15 protein-coding genes and 1 pseudogene are annotated in these 23,478 nt (G+C 35.5%); 8 read left to right on the top strand and 8 right to left on the bottom strand.

Going from position 1 to position 23,478, the window contains the following annotated elements; genetic code table 11:
* Positions 1–15 precede the first annotated feature (15 nt).
* Positions 16–1,821: a hypothetical protein gene (locus RHABOEDO_RS00580; protein WP_215216696.1), complete on the top strand. Its 1,806-nt coding sequence runs from the start codon at positions 16–18 to the stop codon at positions 1,819–1,821.
* Between the two features lie 109 nt (positions 1,822–1,930).
* Positions 1,931–2,494, top strand: a complete 564-nt coding sequence (locus RHABOEDO_RS00575) for a hypothetical protein (RefSeq protein ID WP_220017650.1) — start codon at positions 1,931–1,933, stop codon at positions 2,492–2,494.
* A 975-nt stretch (positions 2,495–3,469) separates the two neighbouring features.
* On the opposite strand, the gene RHABOEDO_RS00570 is transcribed toward RHABOEDO_RS00575, so the two are convergent.
* The 3 genes from RHABOEDO_RS00570 to RHABOEDO_RS00560 form a co-directional block, all read right to left on the bottom strand.
* Positions 3,470–3,919 carry a hypothetical protein gene (locus tag RHABOEDO_RS00570; RefSeq protein ID WP_215216698.1) on the bottom strand — a complete coding sequence of 150 codons (450 nt, stop codon included), beginning with the start codon at positions 3,917–3,919 and terminating at the stop codon, positions 3,470–3,472.
* A 252-nt stretch (positions 3,920–4,171) separates the two neighbouring features.
* Positions 4,172–6,262 (bottom strand): ATP-dependent DNA helicase, encoded by a 2,091-nt coding sequence (locus RHABOEDO_RS00565; RefSeq protein WP_215216699.1) that lies wholly within the window; start codon positions 6,260–6,262, stop codon positions 4,172–4,174.
* Between the two features lies 1 nt (position 6,263).
* Positions 6,264–7,928, bottom strand: a complete 1,665-nt coding sequence (locus tag RHABOEDO_RS00560; RefSeq protein WP_215216706.1) for an RNA polymerase sigma factor — start codon at positions 7,926–7,928, stop codon at positions 6,264–6,266.
* A gap of 407 nt (positions 7,929–8,335) precedes the next feature.
* On the opposite strand from RHABOEDO_RS00560, the gene rpsT reads away from it, so the two are divergent.
* A complete protein-coding gene (rpsT, locus tag RHABOEDO_RS00555) occupies positions 8,336–8,626 on the top strand; it encodes a 30S ribosomal protein S20 (protein ID WP_215216700.1) in 291 nt (96 codons plus the stop codon).
* Positions 8,627–8,758: 132 nt separating this feature from the next.
* Here rpsT and RHABOEDO_RS00550 read toward each other — a convergent pair whose 3' ends face one another.
* Positions 8,759–10,378, bottom strand: a complete 1,620-nt coding sequence (locus RHABOEDO_RS00550; protein ID WP_215216701.1) for an MFS transporter — start codon at positions 10,376–10,378, stop codon at positions 8,759–8,761.
* Between the two features lie 131 nt (positions 10,379–10,509).
* Between RHABOEDO_RS00550 and RHABOEDO_RS00545 the strand changes: the two genes are divergently transcribed.
* From RHABOEDO_RS00545 to recD, 3 genes are read left to right on the top strand one after another with little or no spacing between them, the layout of a single operon-like run.
* Positions 10,510–13,599: an exodeoxyribonuclease V subunit gamma gene (locus tag RHABOEDO_RS00545; protein ID WP_215216702.1), complete on the top strand. Its 3,090-nt coding sequence runs from the start codon at positions 10,510–10,512 to the stop codon at positions 13,597–13,599.
* Positions 13,596–16,934, top strand: coding sequence for a UvrD-helicase domain-containing protein (locus RHABOEDO_RS00540; RefSeq protein ID WP_215216703.1), 3,339 nt, complete (start codon positions 13,596–13,598; stop codon positions 16,932–16,934). Before RHABOEDO_RS00545 ends, RHABOEDO_RS00540 begins: the two co-directional genes overlap by 4 nt.
* Positions 16,935–16,936: 2 nt before the next feature.
* Positions 16,937–18,625, top strand: a complete 1,689-nt coding sequence (gene recD, locus RHABOEDO_RS00535) for an exodeoxyribonuclease V subunit alpha (RefSeq protein WP_215216704.1) — start codon at positions 16,937–16,939, stop codon at positions 18,623–18,625.
* A gap of 141 nt (positions 18,626–18,766) precedes the next feature.
* Here the strand turns inward: recD and RHABOEDO_RS00530 are convergent, their stop codons facing one another.
* The 3 genes from RHABOEDO_RS00530 to RHABOEDO_RS00520 form a co-directional block, all read right to left on the bottom strand.
* A complete protein-coding gene (locus tag RHABOEDO_RS00530; RefSeq protein WP_220017649.1) occupies positions 18,767–19,744 on the bottom strand; it encodes a hypothetical protein in 978 nt (325 codons plus the stop codon).
* A 91-nt stretch (positions 19,745–19,835) separates the two neighbouring features.
* Positions 19,836–20,216, bottom strand: coding sequence for a transposase (locus RHABOEDO_RS00525; RefSeq protein ID WP_220017648.1), 381 nt, complete (start codon positions 20,214–20,216; stop codon positions 19,836–19,838).
* Positions 20,217–20,425: 209 nt separating this feature from the next.
* Positions 20,426–21,439, bottom strand: coding sequence for an IS30 family transposase (locus tag RHABOEDO_RS00520; RefSeq protein WP_220017647.1), 1,014 nt, complete (start codon positions 21,437–21,439; stop codon positions 20,426–20,428).
* A 291-nt stretch (positions 21,440–21,730) separates the two neighbouring features.
* Here RHABOEDO_RS00520 and RHABOEDO_RS00515 point away from each other — a divergent pair, with 291 nt between their 5' ends.
* Positions 21,731–22,078 carry an IS110 family transposase gene (locus RHABOEDO_RS00515; protein WP_215217486.1) on the top strand — a complete coding sequence of 116 codons (348 nt, stop codon included), beginning with the start codon at positions 21,731–21,733 and terminating at the stop codon, positions 22,076–22,078.
* Between the two features lie 197 nt (positions 22,079–22,275).
* Here RHABOEDO_RS00515 and RHABOEDO_RS00510 read toward each other — a convergent pair.
* A protein-coding gene (locus RHABOEDO_RS00510) for an IS5 family transposase (RefSeq protein ID WP_220017852.1) occupies positions 22,276–23,068 on the bottom strand; the annotation gives its coding sequence in 2 pieces (ribosomal slippage) (positions 22,276–22,803 and positions 22,805–23,068; 792 coding nt in all).
* Positions 23,069–23,136: 68 nt separating this feature from the next.
* On the opposite strand from RHABOEDO_RS00510, the pseudogene RHABOEDO_RS00505 reads away from it, so the two are divergent.
* A pseudogene (locus tag RHABOEDO_RS00505) lies at positions 23,137–23,478 on the top strand (IS630 transposase-related protein); the annotation flags it as partial.

The following is a 23,478-nucleotide window of genomic DNA, read 5'->3' as shown; positions in this document are numbered from 1 at the left end:
CTTGGGTAGTTTTGTATGAGCATTGGTCAGTTTAATTCAATTACTTCTGGCTTCCATCAACAACCTTTGCCTTCTACCAGTGGAATAAAAGACGAAGGATCTGTAACAACAAAGGAAGTTATTCATCAATGGGATATAAATGATTTCGTGGTCTCTTTAATTAAAGAACAAGGTTCTTTAAAATACAAAACAATAGATAGAGACCAAAAAGAACTCTGTACTAATTGTATTGAGATTTCAGAAGAAGACAATTTAGAGGAGATGATTTCTTATTTAAAAAGATCTGCAGTCATGGTAGGAGATAATGGCTTTGTGAACTTTTGTTCAATCTACAAAACCTGGGAAATTAATGATGCAGAAGAAAGTATAGACATTAATCTGGTTTGCGGACTTGAAGGTTTAGCTTGGAATATCTTTAAGAAATCTACAAACGAAAACTGTTTTCTTGATTTTCAAAAAACTACAATTCCTTCTTTACAATGCCACCCAGAAACAATTGAGCTGATTGAGAAAATCAAAACAGAAACCTTCGATAACATGCCTCTTTTGTATTGTTTAATGACTGATTTTCAAGTAAGGATAATTGATTCTAAGTTTCTCAGAGAAGAATATAAAGAAATAAATAGCAGATTAGATAGGTGTAAAAAATCTATAGAAAAATACGAGAAAGTATTAAAACCTCTTTTAAAAGAACGAAAAAAATTGCAAGCCGTAATTGAGTATTATTCTGAACCGGACTTAGATGACCGAATAAAAAGAATTCAGAAAGAACTTTACTCCAAAACAGAGCTATGTAATGAAGTTAAATCCGTCTTAGAAAGATGTAAAAAAATATTAAAGATCGACGCGTCTCTTAATATTGAAATTGGTAAAAAAGAACGCGAGGCACTAGATTTAGTTATAGAAGAACGCCAAAAGTACACAGAGTGCATAGAAAAAAAGAATAAAGACATTTTTAACATAACAGGACCCATAGGGATCCTTGGAACCGGTCCTGGAGCCGTCTATTTATCATATAATGCAATTAGTGCAATAGGATCTGCGGGTGTATTTTTCGGGGGTATTCCTTTAGGGATTATTGCAGCAGGAGCTGCCGGGTATTTGGCTTTTGTCGCTGGCGCAGCTGCCGTTATCAAGGTTTTTAAAAATCATGCCCATTACCCAATTGAACACCACATTAACAATGTATCATTTTTTTTAGAAAAAAGAGTAAGCTTGTTATCTTCAATATCTCCGGAAAAGTTAATTGAAATCGAACCAATCAGTCTCCCAAGTGAAATTGACCCTAGAATGCGTGTTAGCAAGTTTACTTGGACTGTGACTATAGTAAATGGACTAAAAGGCCCCTCTAAAAATCACACCGCAATTATAGTTGAAGGTCTTGCCAATGAATACTTCCAAGGATCTGTACCAAATGGAGAGTATTTCATACACAAATCTGAATTCAATCCACCTATTCGCTCTAAACTTTATTCGTTAAGAAGGTTAAAGATGTATATTCCGCAGGGAATGCGGAGAACTGAAGTGTGGGTGAGACCGGCTAAACAAGTTATAGTAATGCTACAAGAGATTGCTAAACAACAACGTTTACATGAAGAACAAACAGAAAGAGGAGAAAAAATTGAATGGGCAGTCACCGGATCAGATTCCTGGTTCTCTGGAGGATTGGACAATTGCTTTACATGGACGAAAAAGTCTGTTGCTATGGTAGACGTTCAATTAGGAAAAAATTTTCATAGCGGGATGTTTGCTTGGCCAAGAGCTTTCACCGATACATTCAAAGAGCAGGAAAAAAACCTCTTTGTTAATATAAAAATATAAACCATTACATTTAGAGAGTTTTCTTATGCTAGAACATTTTTCGTTTACTTGTTCGCCATCGGCTTCTTACTTACTTAACTGTCACATGCAATCAGGTATATACAATTGGTTGGATAAGCAAGCAGACGAGAGACAATATACCGAGCAGTCTCAACATTTAATAAGACCTCTTGTGATTAGCGTATGGATGGGAGCCAATGTTATTACCATTGCTACAAGAGTGACTAGCATTGCAGAAGCCTTTCTTAAAGGCTCATCTACCCTGCTATCTACTCCATTTATCAGCGATAAAGTTCCTCATGCCCAAAAAGGACTGAAAGAGATATTCGTCAACATGCCCTTGGATATTTTGCGTTTAATATATTTTCCTATTGATTGTATTGACGATCTGGTGGGGATTTGTATAGATCCTAAGTTCTTTACAATGTTAAAAATAGAATGCCTTAAAACTAACTTGCTCTGTGCTAAACAAGGTACTTTGCATAGCGAGAGACATAAAAAAGATCTTCGATGTGCAGCAGGAGTAGTGAAACCCAAATTTATGAATTATCAAGAAGATGTTTATCTTCATCGAGATCCGACTTACGAACCTGAATACGTACCGACACAAGAAGATCTTATGCATCGTCGAGATCCGAATTACATACCTGAACATCCAGTATCATTTGATTAAATATGGCGAACCTGGTACATCGCTTGCATGCGCTCAGCTTCCTCTTCCGTCATGCCTTTGTTTCTTCTCTTGCTTTGGATAATGGACAAGTATCGAAAAGCATCCATTGTATGAGAAGACCAGTCGTGAATAGGTCGATCGCTGTAAACGTTTAGTTTTTCGTTGTAGTATTTGTGGTAGTTTTCCGCAGCTTTAATAAAAAAGCTGCATTTTTTACTATCTATCCACAGCCTTGGAAATATTCCACGTGCTAGTTCAACTCCTTCGGAAATGGGAAGGTTTGGTACGATTTTAACTAGTTAGGCAATATTTTCCTAAAACACAAAGCTTTTTAGATACTACTTCTAAGGATATGGAAAGGGTGGAAACTTATACTAAATAACAGACCTAGAAAGGCTCTCAACTTCGAAACTCCACTAGAAGCGTTTAGGAGCTTATCTACAAACATGCTATGCTCGGGTGCACAATAGATGTTTTTTCAAGTATTTATATGTTCTTTTTTGTGCACTTCGAGGTTGAAAGGGCCTTTTTGAGACCTAAAACCAATACCACAAATTTCATAGTCAAATAAGGATAATTATTTACAGAAATAAGCCATGTAAAAAATCTTTTAAGGCGCTTGTAATTCGATGGTATTTTTGCTTTACTGTATAAAATAGTGGAAAGATCTGATAAATTTACTGTCCTTACTACAAATAATCCTATTAATACATTGACTAATACGGTTAGTCTAGACTTGTTCCAATAGGATCCTGGAGTGATTAGAATTCGCGTTGGCTATTAAGAATCAGTTTAGACGATTAAAATCGTAAAAGATAACTTGAGGAACTGCAAAGGAAAAACTGCGCAAGGAGAAAATAACCTACACAGGGTTAGAAAGAAGCAGATAAAACCTTAGAGATTTTACCTAGCTTGAAAAAGATATATGATGAGCTTAAAAACAGGAAAGCTTCTAAGCTCATATAAACTTGAATCCTATGTGCGCCTAATTAGTTCTGTCCCAATTGCAAGGAATGTTTGCCCATCTTGAAGGCTTAAGATAACAAATGCCTCGCCTGTAATGAATTCCAATAAAGGTTTCCATTCAGTTAAATCAGAACTAAAAAGCAATTCTTTACCTGTACATCTAGCATAAAAGGTTTGTTTTATTTCTATTACTCCCCACTTTTCCACGTTTTGTACTAAATTAATCAAGTCCCCTCTTAAATAGCAGTCAATAGGTAAAGTAGTGTTGGCTGAGAATTCAATAATTTTGTCAGGATGCAGTCCCTGGGTAACCTGTAATAGATCATCTTCTGTTAAATCACAGAGATTAACAATCTCCATATCTTCAAGAAAAGTTTCTCCGGTCTCTGAATTAATAGTAGAGTCTGCAAAAATCGACAGACAGACCATAGTACAAGCTAGGATCATATATTTTTTCATTTATTTCTCCTCATTACAGCTGTAACATGTAACTTTAAAAAATTTATAAAACATGGGAAGTTTAGAATGTTCAAAACCACGCTAGAAAAATCACTAAAAAAATGATTTGAACAATTACACTAGTGTACTTTTTTAAATTGAATAAGAAAAGAAAAGAATTTTTTACTGTTGTTTTTTCTCCTATTTTCTTTTTACAAGGGGATCTGAAATCTTAAGCCAATCCTAAAAAAGCCCTTAGGTAAAAAGTAAATCTTACGCTAAAGCATTTCTTTTATTCTCATAAAAAGTTCTCATTTCTTTATATACGTCTTCTTTTGAGCCAAAATAATTTTTGCATGAGGGAAGGCTATTTAAGAAAAGCTTGCCGTATGATTTGCTTATTAGACGATGATCTAAGCATATTACGCACCCTCTATCTTGCTGTGATCTAAGCAGTCTTCCAAAACCTTGTTTAAACCGAATAATTGCCTGGGGTACACTATATTCCAAAAAAGGATTTTTGCCATCTTGCTTCATCGCTTCTATATAGGCCTCATGCAGAGGATCGGAAGGAACAGCAAAGGGGAGTTTTACAATAATCACACATTTTAGCGCATCTCCTGGAACATCAACTCCTTCCCAAAAAGAATCTGTGGCTAGCAAAACCTGCCCTGGGGTTTGTTTAAATTTTTCAAGCAACATATGCCGAGGAAGATCCCCTTGTTTGAGGATAGGATAGGAGCTCTGCAATCTCTGAAAACAATCGTGTAACATCTCAAAAGAGGTAAATAGCACAAATACACTCCCCTGGCTAATTGCTATCATTTCCTCTATTGTTTGCGCAATATGTAACAAGAAGTGTAGATCTGAAGGCAGAGGTAAATCTTTGGGAACCAAAAAAAGCGCTTGGGTATCAAAAGAAAAAGGAGAAGGATAGATCTTTTCCTGAACTACCTTATCTATTTGATCTAGTCCTAAGGTACGTTTTATAAAAGAAAAGCTATTTTGCGTAGTAAGCGTTGCGCTACATAAAACAGCTGCGTGTAAAGGAGTAAAAAATTGCTTACCTAAAAAAAGAGCTATATCTAGATTTGCATCTATATAAGAGAGATTCTGAGCGGTTCTCTCCAACCATTGTACTCTTTTTAAGCTCGGATCATTTGTACAAAACAGGGAAATCTTTTTACCTTCTTCTTCTAAACGAATCTTAAGAGAATGCAACTCTAGTGCATATGTATGTAACTTTTCTTCCGAGTATTGATCTAACTCTTGCTTTAAATCCTGAATGATAACAGCAAGCCCTGTTAGCTCTTTTGCTAGCATAGCAAGAGATGGCAGGATCTCTTCCTTCCAGACAGAGGTTTGTTTAAAGGCATCTGTAATGCGATACTTAGCATCTATTTTACTAAAATAATCATGCGTGAAAACCTGCTCTATTTGTAAATTACAAACTTTTTTTTGTCCGAGTATATCAATTTCTATTTTCTGCTGGAGTTCTAAGGAGTAGCGATTAAACCCTAAAAGATCTTTTCTAATTAGCCCACATAAAGAGCTCTCTGGTTGAGTTTCTGAAAACAAACGAGACAAAAGATATAAGAGATAGCGTTTGTCTAATCGTTCTGCACTGCTTTGTAGAGCAATTAATTCTAAATGGTGTGCTTCATCAATGATCAGATACTCATAAGAAGGAAGAGGAGAATCTTTGACCTGCTGTAATCTAAATTTATAATCCGCTAATAAAAGATGATGGTTAACAATAATAAGTTGCGATTCTAAGGTTTGCCTGCGAGCTTTGAAGAAATAACATTCCTTATAGTAAGGGCATCGGATGTGATCACAGCTATCCCTCTCTGCCGATATTCTATCCCAAATGGGTTGGGAAACTTTAAATGGCATTTCTGAGCGAGTGCCTTCTTCAGCTGTTTTAATTGAGGCTTGCAATAGTCTAATCTCTTGTTCAGGAAAGAACAAAATCTGCTCTTCTACTATTTTTAGTTTCTTTAAACATAGATAATTATTCATCCCTTTGGCTAAAGAGACTTTTAGATCGATCTGCAATGCTTTGAGTAAGAAAGGGATATCTTTACTCATTAATTGCTCTTGTAGTGCAATAGTATGAGTGGAAATCACAGTGCGTTTTTTATGCTGAATAGCCCAATAGATCGCAGGCAGTAGATATGCTAAGCTTTTGCCAGTACCGGTTCCTGCTTCAATACAAACAATTTCTTGGGCTTGATAAGCATTATGAATCAAAAGAGCCATTTCTTTTTGTCCAGCTCGAATTTCAAATCTAGGCAGTTTTTGTAACAGCCCTGTTTCAGAAAAAACAGCTGCAAAAAATTGCTCAGCAGAGCGAATGAACAACTTATTCCTCTTCCAACAGATCCAAGAAAGCCTGCAATTGTTTAGCACGTGTGGGATGACGCATTTTACGTAGCGCTTTTGCTTCAATTTGTCTGACACGCTCTCTTGTAACTTTAAAACGCACTCCTACTTCTTCTAAGGTTTTGGGTTTTCCATCGATAAGACCGAAGCGCTCCATTAATACTGTGCGCTCCCGGTCTGTCAAAGTAGCAAGCACTTCATTAATTTTATCTTTTAAAATCGCATAGCCCGTTGCTTCAGCTGGGGACTCAATAGCTGTATCTTCTAGAAAATCTCCAAACTGGCTCTCTCCTCCATCTCCAACCTCTGCTTGTAAAGAAATAGGATGTTGAGCAATTTTATAAATTTCACGCACACGTTCAGGAGTTATACCCAATTCTACAGCAAGTTCCTCAGGGGTAGGCTCTCGACCTGTCTCCATCATGAGCTTTTTAGCTCCACGTAAAACCTTGTTAATTGTCTCAATCATATGCACAGGAATGCGGATGGTTCTTGCCTGATCAGCGATTGCACGGGTTACAGCTTGACGAATCCACCAAGTAGCATAAGTAGAAAACTTATAACCACGTCGATACTCAAATTTTTCTACAGCTTTCATCAATCCCATATTTCCTTCTTGAATCAAATCTAAAAACGACAAGCCACGGTTGGTGTATTTTTTAGCAATAGAAATCACCAAGCGCAAATTAGATTCCACCATCTCTCTTTTGGCTTCTTGGCTCTTATCCATCCAGCGCTGCAACATACGAACATCTTTTTTAAATTCATCTAATGTGCGCCCTGCAGCTAACTCACGATTTAATAGTTTACGCCTTACTGCACGCAGTTTTCCCGCGGCGAACTTATTTTTCTCTGCTCGAGGAATTAATTCTTGTATCTCTTTTTCCAATATGAGAAATCGCTCGTAAGCGTTAAGGATCACCTCGCCAAAATCTTCAATGATATTGTGACGAAAGTGCATTCGTCTCAAATAAGCTTGTGTTCGAATGCGACACTTTTCGATTTCTTCTGCAAGTTTTACCTTATCGATTTTTTTCTCTTCTGTACTATAAAGCTCACGCAAAAGATTTTCTAAGATTTGATCTTCTTGTCGAAGCAACATGCATAGTTTAGGAAGTACAGTTACATAATTGTTTTTGTCTTCGACTTCCTTTTCTGAGATAATTTTATCAAAACGCTCTTTGGAGGAAATGAGATAGTTAGCAATTGAGATGGTCTCACGCGTTGAATAACGAAAACGCATAATAATTTTTTCTATTTGAATTTGCGCCTTCTCAATGCGTTTAGAAATTTCAACCTCTTCTTCTCTAGTCAATAGAGGAACCGAACCCATCTCTTTGAGGTACATACGTACCGGATCATCAGAGGTTATCTCAGATCTCTTAGGTAATCCTTCTAGCTCCTTTGCCTCTTTTTTCCGCTCTTTTTGTCTTTCTACTTCAACTTGATTAAGGATTTGAATATCCATACCGCTTAAAAAAATTAAAACCTGGTCGATCTGTTCAGCAGAATCGAATGTCATAGGCAAAATTTCATTAATTTCTTCGTATGTGATATACCCTTGTTCTTTAGCTATAGCGACAAGTTCTTCGACTTTTTGTTGATGCTGTTGTGTAAACAAATTATTAAATAATCCTTTTGATATGTGACTCTAATTAATTTAAGTAAATTATGAATCGATTTTGATAATAATCTTTCTTATTGTCAAGCTACTCTATATTTATTATCCTCTTATAAAATTGTTTAACATCAAAAGTCTACTTTTTCTATTAAAACTATAAAATTTTTTTTAAGAAAAGTGAAATATCTGTATTATCCCCAATACGATAAAAGTTTGTATAATTTTTTTAACAGGAAAAACTTTTTCTATAGAACTCTTTTTGCGATTCTGTTTAAGATAGAGGCAATTTTAGCATGCTACTATCGATTAAGTCGTTGGCATCATTATTATTCACACCCTATTCATAAAATAAATTTTATCTTAAAAGCATTTTGACGAATTATGTTCTTTTAAGTTATATTTCTTCCATCTTTAAGTCCAAAGGAAAACTTATGGCAAATGAAAAAAAAGACAAGAAAGAAAAGCGCCCTAGCGCAGAGAAACGCAATATACAAAGCAAAAAGCGCAATCTATGCAATCGCGTGCTTAAAGCAAGAGTTGGTAGCGCTTCAAGATCTTTAAAAGAAGCCCTTGCTCAAAAAGATGCTTCTTTCATTCAAGAAAAACTTAGTGAAGTCTATAGTTTAATGGATAAAGGGGTTAAAAAAGGGGTCTTTAAAATCAACAAAGCCAGTCGCCTAAAAGCCCGTTTAAGCACAGCAGCGAAAAAAGCTTCTGTATAATTTGAATTTTGCTTAAATCATTTCTTATCCTCCAAAGATATGAAAATCCGGTCATGTATGGCCGGAGTTCTTTTTTGCCTCAAAGCTAAAGATCGAAACGTCTTTTAATAATTAGAAACAGTCTTTAAAAGATTAATCTTTTTTTTCTAATTTGCACACCCAACCTGTTTTTTCTTTGTAAAAACGGACGAAAAAGACCAGGGGTTCGGTTTGAAATAACTCAATCCATCCATATATAGCCGCTGTGGGAATCTGAAAAGTTTTTCTAAAAAATAAGCAAATAGGTCTTTCTGGAAGAAGTTGTGTTTGTGCATAAGCAATCAGCTCTCTTATATCTAGACCCTTAGGAGCTGCATGTAATGAATATACAAAGCGATAGTACCAAGGCTGTTTAGATCTGTTGGAAGGAAAAAGAAAATGCATCATGGGAAACTTGCTTGCTAAAAAAAAAGCTTTGCGAAAAGAAGGCTTTTCTAAAATGAATATTGAAGAAAGATTTATCTCCAAAGCGGAAAACTCCGTACGACACGGAGAAGAAAAAAAGAAGAATACTTTTGCTACAAAAGAAAAGAAAAATTCAGATAATCGAGAGATTAAAACCAAAAAAACCAGAAGGGTAAGCGCTGCAACAGCAGCAAAACCACTAGCAGAAGAGAGTTCTAAAAATTGACTAAATACATACAGAAGAAGAGAAGCAATAAATACTCCTGTAAAGCTAAAAAAATTAGCAGCTGCAATCATTTGTCCTCTTCTTTCATCTTTGCTATTGAGTTGAATAAATGTGTCAAAAGGTACAGCAAATAATCCCCCAAATGCACCAATTAAAATTAGAGAGATAACAACAAGAGGTAAACTTGTGGTAATCGATAAAAACAAAAAATTAATCGCAATGCCCAAGCAAGCTACACAAGAGAGTCCTAAAGATGTTTTATATTTGGAGAGTTTCCCTGCCAAAAAAGCCCCTGCAGCAATCCCTAAAGCAGAAACCAAAAATAAATACCCCCCTGCAATCTTGCTTAAATGCAGGGTTTGGATGGCAAAAGGAATTACGTTAAGTTGTGTAAAAGCACCAATAAATAAAAAAAATGCTGAACTAAAAATCGCTGTAACTAAATGGGGTGTCAAAGAGGCGATTTTCAAGGTATAGTAAATCTCTTTTAAAAAAAAAGGATGGGCCTTTATTCTTGTCGCTTGCGCTGGTGTTTTTTTAATGCCTAAAGCAGCAAAAAAACCTCCCAGTGCAATCATAAAACAAATACAAGCAATCCAAGTAAATTGGCTATGAGTCTTTTCTGTTAAAAAAGAAGCCAAAAAAGTGCCAAAAATAATAGCAAGATAGGATGCTGAGGTAATTAATCCATTTGCTCGGGGAACCATATGCTGGGAAACAAGCTCTGGGATCATTCCGTATTTAGAAGGGCTCATCACAGCGCTGTGAACAGCTAAAATAAATAAAAGACTGTAACAGAGCCAAGGGACTCTTGCTGCAAAAGCAACAATAGCAATACCCATTGCAAGAACTTCAATTCCCTTCATAAAAACAAGCAACTTCTGCTTGCTTAGGCGATCTGCTAAAATTCCCGCATAAGAAGAAAAAAGTAAAAAGGGGATTACGTAAATGGCACCCGTTGCTGAAAGAATAAAACTTGCTTTCATATCCCCTAAAGTTTCAATCAGCAAAAACACCATTGTGAATTTAAAAATATTATCATTCACAACCCCTAGCGCTTGAGCTAAATTTAAACAGGCCAAAGAGCAACGGCCTGTTTTGGAAAAAGAGGGGATCCTTTTAAAAAGCTGTCTAAAACACATAAGAATAATATACTAAGATTAAAATGGATTCTTCCCATACACTATAACAAGCTCAACAAAAGAGAGCGAGAATGAAATCTTGTAAAGAAGAGATCTCTTGTCCTTCAATAGCTCTACCTTGTACATTTAGCCAAAATATAGAAAGTCTTGCCGATAAACTAAAACAAGATCTAATTGCTTCTTCGACACATCCCTTTAGTAAAAAAATCATTATCACACCTAGTCAATCCATTAAGGAATATCTAATTGGTTTTTTTGCAAAAGAGCTGGAAATTGTTACAGGAATCCAATTTCTTTCTTTAAAACAGGCCATCAATGAATGGCTATTTCCTTTTGGGAAAAAAATGCCGGATTCTATAGAAATTTCTCTGGTACTAGAAGAGATTATCGAACAATCTTGGCAAAAAGATGAAATGAGCAAACTGTATTCCTATATCGCTTGTGAAGAGAAGTCTAAAAGAAGTAAGAGAATTATAGGTCTTAGCGATCAACTGTCTAATATATTTGAAGAATATGGTGCCTATGGACTACATTTTTTACCTATCTGGATCAAGAAATCAGGTTGGCAACAAACATTGTGGAATCAAATATTCTCTTCTTACCCTAACTGGACCTATCCTCTAGAAGCTACTCAATTTTTGCAAACACAGACTAGATCCATTTTTGTATTTGGGTTTTCTTTTCTCCCTCTTTCTTATTTAAAAATACTCAAACAAGTCGGGTCTCTTTTTTATTTCTTCTCTCCTTGTGAGCTCTTTTGGGAAGATGTTCATACAGATCGCGAAAGGTCCTACTTACGAAAAAAACTAGCTCAAAGAGGAATCAGCATTGAGAAAAGAGAAGAACTAAATCATTATGATGCAGCAGCGCATCCTCTCCTAGCTAATTGGGGAAAGCTAGGAAGAGCTCTTTTAAAAAACCTCGACCTCTTTTCCTTAACAAGCACAGAAATCTACGAGTTAAAAAAAGAAAGTAACAACCTACAAAAATTGCAAGAACAGATTCTTTGCTTTGAGCGCACAAAACCCATCTCCCAAGCCGATTCTTCCCTACAATTACATAGCGCTCCTACAAAACTTCGCGAAGTAGAAGTCCTTTTTGATATTCTTACAACTCTTATACAAAAAAATTCTATTTCTCTTGATCAAATCATCGTATTAGCTCCTGATATAACATTGTACGCCTCTTATATCGAAATGATTTTTGCAAATCATCCACTACCTTATACCATAGAAAATGTACCTATTTTTTCTAATAGCACAGCTCACGGTTTTCTTTTACTAAAGAAAGTACTAGATGAAAGCTTTTCTCTAAATTCTATTTATGCCTTGTTAGAAGAAACGATCTTTTGTGCAAAACAAGGATGGAGTCTTGATCGGTCTAAACAAATTAAACAGTGGTTAAAAACAGCTTCTATTCGTCAAGAAGAAGAGGCTTGTAATTGGGATGCTGGTATTTCTCGTCTTTTACTAGGCATTGTTACTCTAGAACCTTTAGAGTCTCACTGGCCTATAGATGTGATTGCTCTTACAGATATAGAGCTTTTTTCCGACTTTTTGTGCGTATTTACGTCTTTACAACAGGATTTATCGCCCTTGCGATCTGAAAAAATGACTATTGGATCGTGGCTATTATATATAGAAGCCCTTTTATTAAAGTATTTTGATGTAGAAAATAATGAGTTTTTACGAGAAATCAAACAGCTGCAAAAAAGATCTCAAAACCTCTCTCTTTTGCATAATTACGAGAGCATAGAACGCATTATGGATCGGCTACTTCGTAAAAAAACCAAATTCCAAAAAACACAACATTTAAGACAAATCCATTTCCGTTCTTTACAAGAAGGCTGTATCTATCCTTCCCAAGTGATTTGGATGTTAGGGATGAACGAAGAGCTCATTCCTCGAATGCTCCAAAGCTCTTCTTTATCAGAACTATCCCAAAACCCAGGATTGGATTATATCCCTACATGCGCAGAGCAAGATCGTTATCTATTATTAGAAGCGCTCTTTTCTGCTCAAAAGCATCTTTTATTCAGCTATGAGAGAATAGATTCTAAAGATCAAAAACCCAAAGGGTGTTCTTTTCTCATAGAAGAGCTGCAAGCCTGTGTAGCGCTGCAAATCATCGACCATCCAAATCTGCCTTTTGACTCTATCTACTTTCAAGATCATTCTCAGATAAAAAAATCACAAATCGATTATCAAGCAGCTAAATCTTATTATTTTCCTAACTCACAAAATAAACCTTTTCTTGCACAAGATCAGACACAACCTGTAACGATTCCAATAATTGATGTAAAACAGCTGTACAAGCTAGCCAAAAATCCCATTCGGTTTTTCTGCCAGGATGTCTTTCAGATATTCTTAGAAAAAGAAGAGCCTGCTGGTGATTTTTTATTTTCTAACTATCAAAAAGCTATTTTCACTAAAGAAGTGCGTACAAGACCTTTACATGAACTACTTGCGCAATTAGAAGCTCAAGGCAAACTTCCTATTGGATTGTTCAAAGACCTTGCTCTGAAAAAATTACAGTCAGAAGTAGCTCAAATGCAAAAAACCCTTCTACATTTTGACCTACAACTAAATTCTCTTTTTTCTGTTAGCCTATCTAAAGAATGTAGAAAAATAGAGCAGCTTAAGTGTGGTAATTGGATAGTTCCTGCTATTGAAATCCCTTTTGAAAATCAAAAGATTCATATCATTGGAACATTAACAGATCTATCAATAAAAGGACTTATTTCTAAAGAATCTAATCATTTAGAAGGTTTGATTCAAATATGGCCTATTTATCTGATTTATTTGGTTCTACAATCGGAAATGAATATGAAAGCCTCCTTGTTTTCTTTGAAAGACGACTCTTGTTTACCTCTGGAAATTAAGGACCCTATTTCATCTATGCAAAAATATCTTAGTTATTTTTTTTACGCTCGTCAAACTATCTCTCCTCTTAAAACCAATTGGGCTAAAGCTCTGCTTTTAGGGACTAAAAGCGATTTCGAAAAAATTCTCCTAGATGAGAATCAACTTTCCACAAGAATACAAGACGCGTATGAAAAATGGTTAGAGCGTCGTGGATTTTGTTTTGACGCCCAAGAAACCTGGAACTATTGGACTCCTATATTCCAAAGTGTATTTTCTGAACTCATTGGTTCTCTATGAAAGAATTTAATATCCTCGATCGCAATCTCCCTATATTTGGCCCGCATTTTTTAGAAGCCTCTGCTGGTACAGGAAAAACATTTGCCATTGAGCACCTAGTTGCCAGACTCATTCTTGAAGCAAAAGATCCCCTTGCTATGGAGCAAATTTTAGTAGTCACTTTTACTAGAGAAGCAACCCGTGAATTAAAGCGGCGCATCCGCCAGAATCTACAACGTCTCTATAAGAATATCCGAGAGAAAAACGCCGATCCCGATTATTTAAAAGCTATTCTAGAAAAAGGCAATGCTGAGCTTTTACAAGCGCAAGAAAGAATTGAGTCCGCTTTGATCTTTTTTGACAATACTTCTATTTATACATTGCATAGCTTTTGCTATAAGTTGATTCAGGAGTTTGCCTTTGAAACCCAAAATGGATTTAATCTTAATGATCCTGATGAACACGCTTATTTATCCACTTTGCAATATGCTGTGAAACAAGTTCTACGCACAGAAATGAAAAGCCCTCTATATAGCTCCAACCAAGTGCATTTTTTACTCTCTCAATACAAGTCTAATCTTGAACAACTAATAAATCATTTAATGCAAGTGACCAAAGAGGATAAAAAACTAGATTCGTTTCCTTCCTTCTTAGATTTGCACCAACAATTTCTCTGCGTGCTCCCTACATTACCTTCTGTGTGTAGCTCTAAGCTTGTAAAAGAAGTTCAACAGTTATCCGCTGTCTACAAACAGATGACCGATAAAAACTATATAAAAGAAGCTGAAATTTGGGGAAGAATTCTGGAAGCGAAAACCTGTACCCTAGAAGAATTTGATACGCTGCTTATGAAGAATTCTTTTCTGGAAAAAATTACCGAATCAAATCGTAAAATACGAGCCAAAGCAATTGTCTTTTCCTATACAGATCTATTTAAAGAACTGCAAAACCATCTCTTGCCTCTTTTACAGCAAGCCAAAGATCCCAAAAAAAATTTCCTAAGACTTTGCGCTTTATGCCAAAAAAAATTCCAACTGCTTTTACAAAAAGCAGATCTGTATTTCCCTGATACAATCGTTAGAAGAATTCATCAAGCACTCATTGAGCATCCTGAACTAAAAGAACAGATACAGAATAAATTTCAAGCAATTATCATCGATGAATTCCAAGATACAGATAAAATTCAGTGGCAACTATTTCACCAACTATTCACACCAAAAACGCAAACTTTTTGTCTTGTAGGAGACCCCAAGCAATCCATCTATGCTTTTAGAAAAGCAGATCTATATACGTATTTATCCGCAGCTAAAATAATAGGCAAAGATCACTTGCGTTACTTGAATACAAATTATCGAAGCTCTTCTTCTCTCATTGAAGTATTAAATAAGTTCTTAACAAAAACCAAAAATTGGATGCCTATCCCTGCGCTGCGCTCTTATTTAGATGTGCATTCTGTTCATCCCATCAGTTTAAACATCCCCTATGTAACAGCTCCTATGCATCTATTCATAGCAAAAGCCACTTATCGTAAAAGGGCCAAGTGGCCAACGATCTTCACAGAAAATCAACAGCTATTTGTCTTCATTGCTCAAGAAATTAAGCAATTACAAACCCATTATCACACTCCAAAATCTAAAATCGCTATCTTAGTTAAAGATCGTTACCAAGCAGCTAGGGTAGTTTCTTTTCTGAGTAGCCAAGGGATTGCTTCCAACTTTAAACGAGGTGTAGCCCTTACTCAGTCAAATGCTTACTTTGGCTTTAGAGAAATTTTAACAGCTATATTAGATCCAACAGATTCAAGTAAAATAAAAACCGCTCTGGGAACAGCGATCATTGGATGGACAAAACAACAATTGATTCAAGATTGGAAACACCTCTGTTTTGTCCAAGCACAGCTAAACTTCCAAATCCTTAAAACAATTTGGGAAGAAAAGGGATTTAGTTGTTTTTTTCATTCTCTATTGCATACCTGTTTTGATCCAGATATCTCTCTTTTACAAAAACTTCTCTCTTCTAAGCAAACAGATCTTTATTTAGATTTAACCATACTAGCAGAAATGCTCATTGAAAAAGAAATGCAAGGCTACCGGGAAATTTCTCTGCTCAGAGCTTTAAACGATATGCAAGATACCTTAGAAGAAAGCCGTTTTGCAACCCCTTTTCAACAAGAAGAAGATAGTGTGCATGTAATGACTGTTTTTATGAGTAAAGGTTTAGAATTTGATGCAGTATTTGCTCTTTCTTTAGCCTCTCGTCAAAAAATACCCGAATATATCACGATTAAAGATCGATTGATTCCTTGTGATCTAGAAGATCCTAAATGCCAACTTGCCTTAGAAGAAGCCGATGCAGAAAAAATGCGACAATTATATGTTGCCCTCACACGTGCAAAATACCATTTGTATATCCCTGTTATTTTAGACCAGTTGCAAACACCAACACCATTAGCAGAAGCATCTCCTATCGAATTGTTCCTGAGTAATTGGCTATTTCAAGAGACAAGTTGGCAAAAAACTTATGCTCTGATCCCTACAATAACACAAGACTCTATCGCATCCATTGTTTCTGAATTGCAACCCAATGTCACCTATTCCATCTGCACGCAGATAGAGCCTCTATCGAATTTTTCAAAAACAGTAGATCCTGTTCTCATAAAACCAGAAGAGACTCTACTGAACATCTCTTCTGAACATTGGCTCTCGTTCACTGCCATAGCCCAATTAGAAAAAAAACAAGAAAAACAAACCCACCTCTTTATAGAAAAAAATACACTTTGCAGTATGCCGCTTGGACCTGAAACAGGAAACATCATTCACCATATTTTAGAGCAATGCTTTAAACTATGCTATCACTGTCCGATAGATTTCCATAAAATTTCTTTGTTGATTCATTCCCTTCTACAAAATACTCTATTAAAAGATTGGCAACAAGTGATTGAACAAACAATCCTATTCATTTTAGAAGAACCTCTTCTCATCGATCAGGTTTCTCTTTCCCTTTCTGATCTAACCTCTGATCAAATGCAACAAGAAATGGAGTTTGTCTTTCCTGTCAAACAGGGAATGATGAAAGGCTTTATCGACCTGTGTTTTGAATACCAAGGAAAATATTATTTACTCGATTGGAAAACCAATTATCTAGGTCCTAACGAGATCGATTATTCTGAAGAAACTCTAATCATAGAAATGGATCGCTGTAATTATCTTCTGCAAGCATCTATTTATGCTACGGCTCTTAAAAAGCATATACAACTCTTTGATTCTCGTCCTTTTGCAGATCTATTTGGAGGAGCTATTTATTACTTCATTCGAGGCAAAAGATTCTATCACTTTTACCCCACCTTTATGGAATAACCATGTTACCCTCCAAAAATCATTTTTCCCATTGGCCTCTTCTTAAATCTCTTTTAGAACAAGGTATTTTCTGTTATTTAGATCTATACTTTGCAAAAAAAATGCTTCCATTTGGACCTGAAAATCAAGCTCTTTTACTTGCTATTCTCTTTTCTATCTCTCGTCAAGGTCACCTTAGCTTACATCTAGAAAATACCTCTTTGCAAAAACAACTCCGTGCAATTGGCCTTGTAGATATACCTCATGAACTCATTTCTTCTGCTTTAACCACTCTTCCAGATACACTTATTGATCGAAATGCACAAGAGATGGATAAATTAATCTGCCTAGATAAGAATCTTCTCTACTTACAGAAGTATCGAATACAAGAAAATCAAATTCTTTCTTCTTTACTTAACTTATTAGAAAACAAAAAATCCCTTTATGAAGCCCCTAAACAATTAACCAATGGATTAAACTCCGAGCAGAAACAAGCAGTTCTCTTAGCTCTTACCCATTCCTTTTCTCTAATTACCGGAGGGCCAGGAACAGGAAAAACATTTACAGCAGCGCAAATTATCTTACAGGCGTGTATGCAGAAAGAGAGTCGTATTCTACTTACAGCCCCCACGGGTAAAGCCGTTGCCCAGCTAGAAAATAGCCTACAAAAAATCCTGCCTTCCCTATCTTGGCAATCTGGTACCCTACACGCCATTTTTCATAAAGCTCAAAAACAAAACACTCCTTTACTTGCAGATGTCATTTTAATCGATGAAAGCTCTATGATCGATGCTTCTTCATTTGCAAAATTGTTCCCTCTCATACGAACAGATTCTCATGTAATTCTCATTGGAGATCAAAATCAATTACCCCCTGTGGAATCAGGCAGCATTTTTGCAGATCTGGTGGAAATAGCCCCTTTCTTACAAATTCCCTTAACACAACTAAAAAAAGTCTTACGTTCAGACTCTGCTGCTATTTTAGAATTCTCTCAGTCTATTTGTAGATCAGATACAAAGAAAGCCACACAATTACTACAAGAACAGAAGATCAAATGGATCGACTTAAGCGAGGGGCTGTCCCATGAAAAAATCTGGGATCTCTGTCAGAAAAAAATCCCTCCTTATAGTTTTAGCATCTCTCCTAATCCACAGCAATTGATCCCTTACATTGATTGCTTTCGTCTGCTCTCTTGTATGCGCCAAGGTCCACTTGGCGTAGATGCTCTTAATCAATTTTTACTAAAAAAAACTTTTGAAAACACTCCTTTACAAAACCTATGGGTTTTTCCCATTCTCATTCAACGCAATAGTCCAGATCAAGATCTCTACAATGGAGACTCTGGAATTCTAGTTCGACAAAAAACCACTTCTGTAATCGATAAACAACTTAAAACCACCGATTATGCTATTTTTTATAATCGCCAAAACAAACAAGAGTATCGCAAAATAGACGCTTTAGCTCTACCAGCTTTTGAAGCAGGTTATTGCCTCTCTGTGCATAAAAGCCAGGGCAGTGAATGCGATGAAATTGTGATTGTGCTTCCAACAGGCTCTTCTGTCTTTGGCAGAGAAGTTCTTTACACAGCAGTTACACGCGCTAGAAAAGAAGTGTGTTTGATTACCTCTATGCAGACACTCACGGAAACATTAAACCATAGCTCCTATAAGGTCTCTGGTTTAAAAAGCCGAATAAGGGCAATGAAATTTTAAAAGTATAAATTTATACTAGTTTAATTTCAAATTAAGAATTGCATAACTAGATTTTTTTGAAAAAACTGCTCTATCTTGCAAGAAGATGTTATTCTTTGGTTAAATAATAAAAAAACCATGCATCTTAACAAAAATTTATATTCAATTCAAGATAGGTTCACATGGGAAAAAGGTAACATAGAAATTTTCTTCTTTTGTATAACTCTTTACTATTTCGTATAATTTTGTTGCGGATACAGACGGAGCAACTGCTAGAATTCCTAAATTAGGATCGTAAATAATATGTTTCCCTTCCTTTGTTTTAATATAGACCATTGCATGTCCCGTATCTTTCTCTGGTAAAATTCCTATATGATAAACTCCTGCTATTAAATTTTTTGTAAAATTTTCAAAAGAAGGTTCTTCTTTCCTTTTTTTGAATGTATAAACAGCACTTTCATTTATATTTATGGTAAGCCCATAAGAGCTTGTTATATCCTTTTCTGCTTCTAAACAGTATTTTAATAATATTTCTTCTGCTGCTTTATTTAACCGAATGTCTAGATCTATCTCAATCTGTTTTAATGCAGCAATTTTTTCTTTAGCTATCATTTTTTTCAAAGATTCCCACTTTCTTTTGATCTCTTCTTTTATTTCACTTTTGATCTCTTCTTCTATTTCACTGAAGTATTTATTTGTATATTCTTCAAAGGTAAGCTTATTCTTAGCATCATAGAAGATCTGTTCAAGCACAGCCTTATCTGGAGCTCCATCTTTGTAACGACCGAAAACAGCTTCTAATGGGGACTTTGCTAATTTTACATTCATAAGGTAGCTAGAAATAAAATCATAGCTCATGCCTACACAGCATCCATCTTTTCCCATTTCTAATCTACGAAGTTTGCTTATGGCGCAAGTATCTTGTGCTTTTTTTATCCTTTGATTAATAATTGTATCGCCATATAAATTTTTTAGTGCCTTTATTTCGTCAATCTCCCGGAAATCTTTGATTTTATTTGGGGTATTCAAAGAGAAATCAAGGATTTCATTTCCAAATTTTATATAGATAAATAAATTTGTTGCTTTTTGAAGCGAATAATGAGCCAGACATTTATAATGCTGGGCACCAGGAGAGTGCACAATCCTACAGCAAGAAGAAATTACTTGATAAAAAAGAGCTAGACATAATTTACTTATGTGCTCTGCAGCAACTCGGATAAATTTATACTTCTTATTGCAGAAAGCTCCAGGGGTTGTGTTTAGGAAAGGTTCTACCGTAGTTGATTGAATTGTAATAACATTTGTTATACTTGTCATATTCATTAATACACTCCAGTTGTTCGGCAAGCTTAAGCAGCTCTTCTAAAAATTGATCTAAAAATCCAGCAGATTGCATTCTTCCAAGCCATGCGTGTGCTGTTGAGGGATGAGAAAACTCCTTGTTTCTAGGTGCATCTTTCCAAGGAGCTCCTGTCCGAAGCACCCAGAAAATAGTATTCACTACAGGTCTCCATGGCGCTAATTTTCTTCCATAATGGTTACGATTTACCCATTTTTCCATTTGAGGTTCGAGTATTTTAAACTGTTCTTCATTTAATCCTTGCTTGCTCATGTCATCTGTCTTTAGTTAAAAAATAAAAAGATCTGGTATCATAGCGAAAATTTATATTCAATTCAAGATAGGTTCATAATCATCTTAATTAAAAGTTTTTTATAACTTATTTATACTTTAATTAAAAATAAGAAATCAAGTCTTTTATTAATAGGCCCTTTCAACCTTGAAGTGCACAAAAAAGAACATATAAATACTTGAAAAAACATCTATTGTGCACCCGAGCATAGCATGTTTGTAGATAATCTCGTAAACACTTCTAGTGGAGTTTCGAAGTTGAGAGCCTTTCTAGGTCTGTTATTTAGTAAAGTTTCCACCCTTTCTATATCCTTGGAAGTCGTATCTAAAAAGCTTTGTGTTTTAGGAAAATATTGCCTAACTAGTCCGTTTGTATGCTCATTTAAGCCTCTTTCCCAAGAATGGTAGGGCATTGCAAAGTAGAAGTCTGTCTCTAGCTCGAAACTAACCATTTGGTGATAGGCAAATTCTTTTCCGTTGTCTGCTGTTAATGTGTGTACAAAATCTTTGATAGGTTTAAGTTGTTCAATTAACGCTTGACTTACTTCCTCTGCAGTTTTATGAGAAACTTTGGCGAGCTTAGTTAGCTTGGAAGTTCTTTCTACCATTGATACAATTACGCCTTTATGTCCTGCCCCTATGACTGTATCTAGTTCCCAGTCTCCTAAACGAGTCTTTTTTTCTACAATACAAGGCCGTTGCTTAATATCTATACGACCAGGCATGTTCCCTCTTCCAGAAGCTCCCTTTCTCTGCTTGTTATATTTTTTCCCTCGATGACGGAGCTCTCTATAAAGCTGTCCTCCCTGTCGTTTATCTTTCCAGATATGATTATAGATGGTCTCATGACTAACATGTTCTTTACCATGTCTTTTAAGCCATCCGGATATTTGTATAGGGCTCCATTGCAACTTGATTTTTTCTTCAATACGGGTAACTATTTGAGGAGTCATTTTTTTATTGGGCTGAGAATTTTTTCTAAGAAATGCTTTTTCTTGAGCTTGCTGATGACGGTATCCTCGTTGCCCTTTATTTCTCTTAAGTTCCCTACTAATAGTGCTATGATGAACTTTTAGAATGTTTGCTATTGAGCTAGATGTATCTCCTCTAGCTTTTAAAATATAAATCTGACATCTTTGGTCATAGGTTAGGTGATGGTAGCCTTTAGGCAAGGTCTCTCCTTGTGTTTGATTGTTAAAAATCACAATAGAGATTCTTTCATCGCCTGCCTATTCTTTTTTTAATTCTTCTGTGCACTTCAAACTTGAAAAGACTATACATGAAACTATCTTGAATTAAATTTACTGTTTTAAAGATACTTACCGAATTAAGAAATTCATCCAATATCCCAGTAGTCCAAACATTAGACATGCCATAATTGCACACAAAGAAGGGGTTACTCCTTAAACGGAGTAGGTTAAACTCTCCAATATAAAGAGATTTTTTTAAAATCTCAAAACCGCTCATTAAAGAGCAAAAAAAATGAGGAGCAACCCATGAAGTGTTATATTGGACTAGATGTATCAATGAAAAGAACTTTTATCTGTGTATTAAATGAACAAGGTAAGATTGTCCATGAAGGTTCAGAAAAAACAGATCCTTATTTACTAGCAGATTATTTTTCAAAAAGGGATTTTCAAGAAATCCTAGTTGGTTTTGAAAGTGGATCCTTGTCTCATTATCTGGTCACTGGATTTAGGGAAAGAGCTATAGATCCCATCTGTATGGATGCAAGAAAACTAAGACCGATTCTTGCTCTAAAAATAAATAAGACCGATAAAAATGATGCACGAGGGATTGCAGAAGCACTTCGATCAGATCTATATACAAGAGTACACTGTTAAGCCACAAGAGTCTGTAGAAAAAAGCATTTTATTAGGTTCGAGAAGAACTCTCCTCAATCAGCAAACGCAGTTAAAAAATACAGTGAGAGGCTTATAGTTATTTAAAATTTTATTGATAAAGTTGTATATTTTTCTCCAACAAAATATATGGAGGTAGAGAAATGCCTAAACCTTATTCAATGGATCTAAGAGCCTGTTTAAAATCTTTTCAAAAGTAGAGCAATAAAAGCAAGAACCACCATATTCAGGCTTGTATGTAGTTTTCTTTCGCAATTTTTCCATAGCATGCGACATTTTTCTATCCACGCAAAAGAACGCTCTACAACCCATCTTTTGGGAATAACTGTAAAAGTATGAAGTGTATTTCTTTTGGCTATTTGTACTATACATCCTAATATCTTCTGCACACTCTTTGCAAATTTTTCTCCAGAATATCCTCCATCTGCTAAAACATTTTTTACACCGAACAAATGATTTTTATGTAGTGAAAATGCTTCTATACACCCATTTCTGTCAGTGATATTAGCGGTGGTAATGTGAATCGCATGAGGAAGCCCTTGGGTATCGACTGCTATATGTCTTTTTATTCCTGATATTTTTTTCCCTGCATCATATCCTTTCTTCTCCGCTGTATCAGTATTTTTAACACTTTGAGCATCAATAATTACAAAGCTTGTTTTCTCTTTCCGACCACTGCTTTTTCTGACCTCGCCAACCAATTTTTTTTAAAACTATTTCAAGAATACTCTTAGAATTTTTATCATCTTTTTTATTCCAAAGATGGAAATAATAATAACATAATTCCCATTTAGGATATTCTATGGGTAGCATACGCCACTGGCAACCACTTTTTAAAATGTACAAAATTCCACAAAAAATATCATATAGATCAACTCTTCGTGGACGTGTTTTTTTGCGTGTAGACTCAAGTATTAGATGGATTTTGCTAAATTGTTTACGAGAAATATCGCTTGGATAAGAGCGGGTCATAACTACCTCCAACGGTTTTATGAAAACTATCATTAATACCTTAATGAGAAGATTTTAAACAGGCTCTAAGAAAACGAGTGCTTCAATACCTAGAAGAAAATAACGACAAAATGAAGGCCAGCCAGCTATTTCAAGTTGAGATTGCAACTGTCTACCGATGGGTAAAGCGTAAGAAACAAAGAGGAGACGTAGAACCTCTAAAAAAGAAAAGCACTTATAAGAAAATTGATGATCAGAGATTAATCGCTTATGTAGAAAAAAACCCCGATCATTTTTTATCAGAGATTGCAAAGCATTTTGGTTTGACTTTGCAAGCAATCTTTTACGCTTTGAAAAGACTCAAGATCACAAGAAAAAAAAGATTGCGTTTTATAAGGAAAGGAATGCGGAAGCAAGAGCGGAATATCTAA

Source organism: Candidatus Rhabdochlamydia oedothoracis, assembly GCF_019453995.1.
GTDB lineage: Bacteria > Chlamydiota > Chlamydiia > Chlamydiales > Rhabdochlamydiaceae > Rhabdochlamydia > Rhabdochlamydia oedothoracis.
The sequence above is the reverse complement of the archived record's forward strand: the minus strand, read 5'-3'. Positions and strand labels throughout refer to the sequence as shown.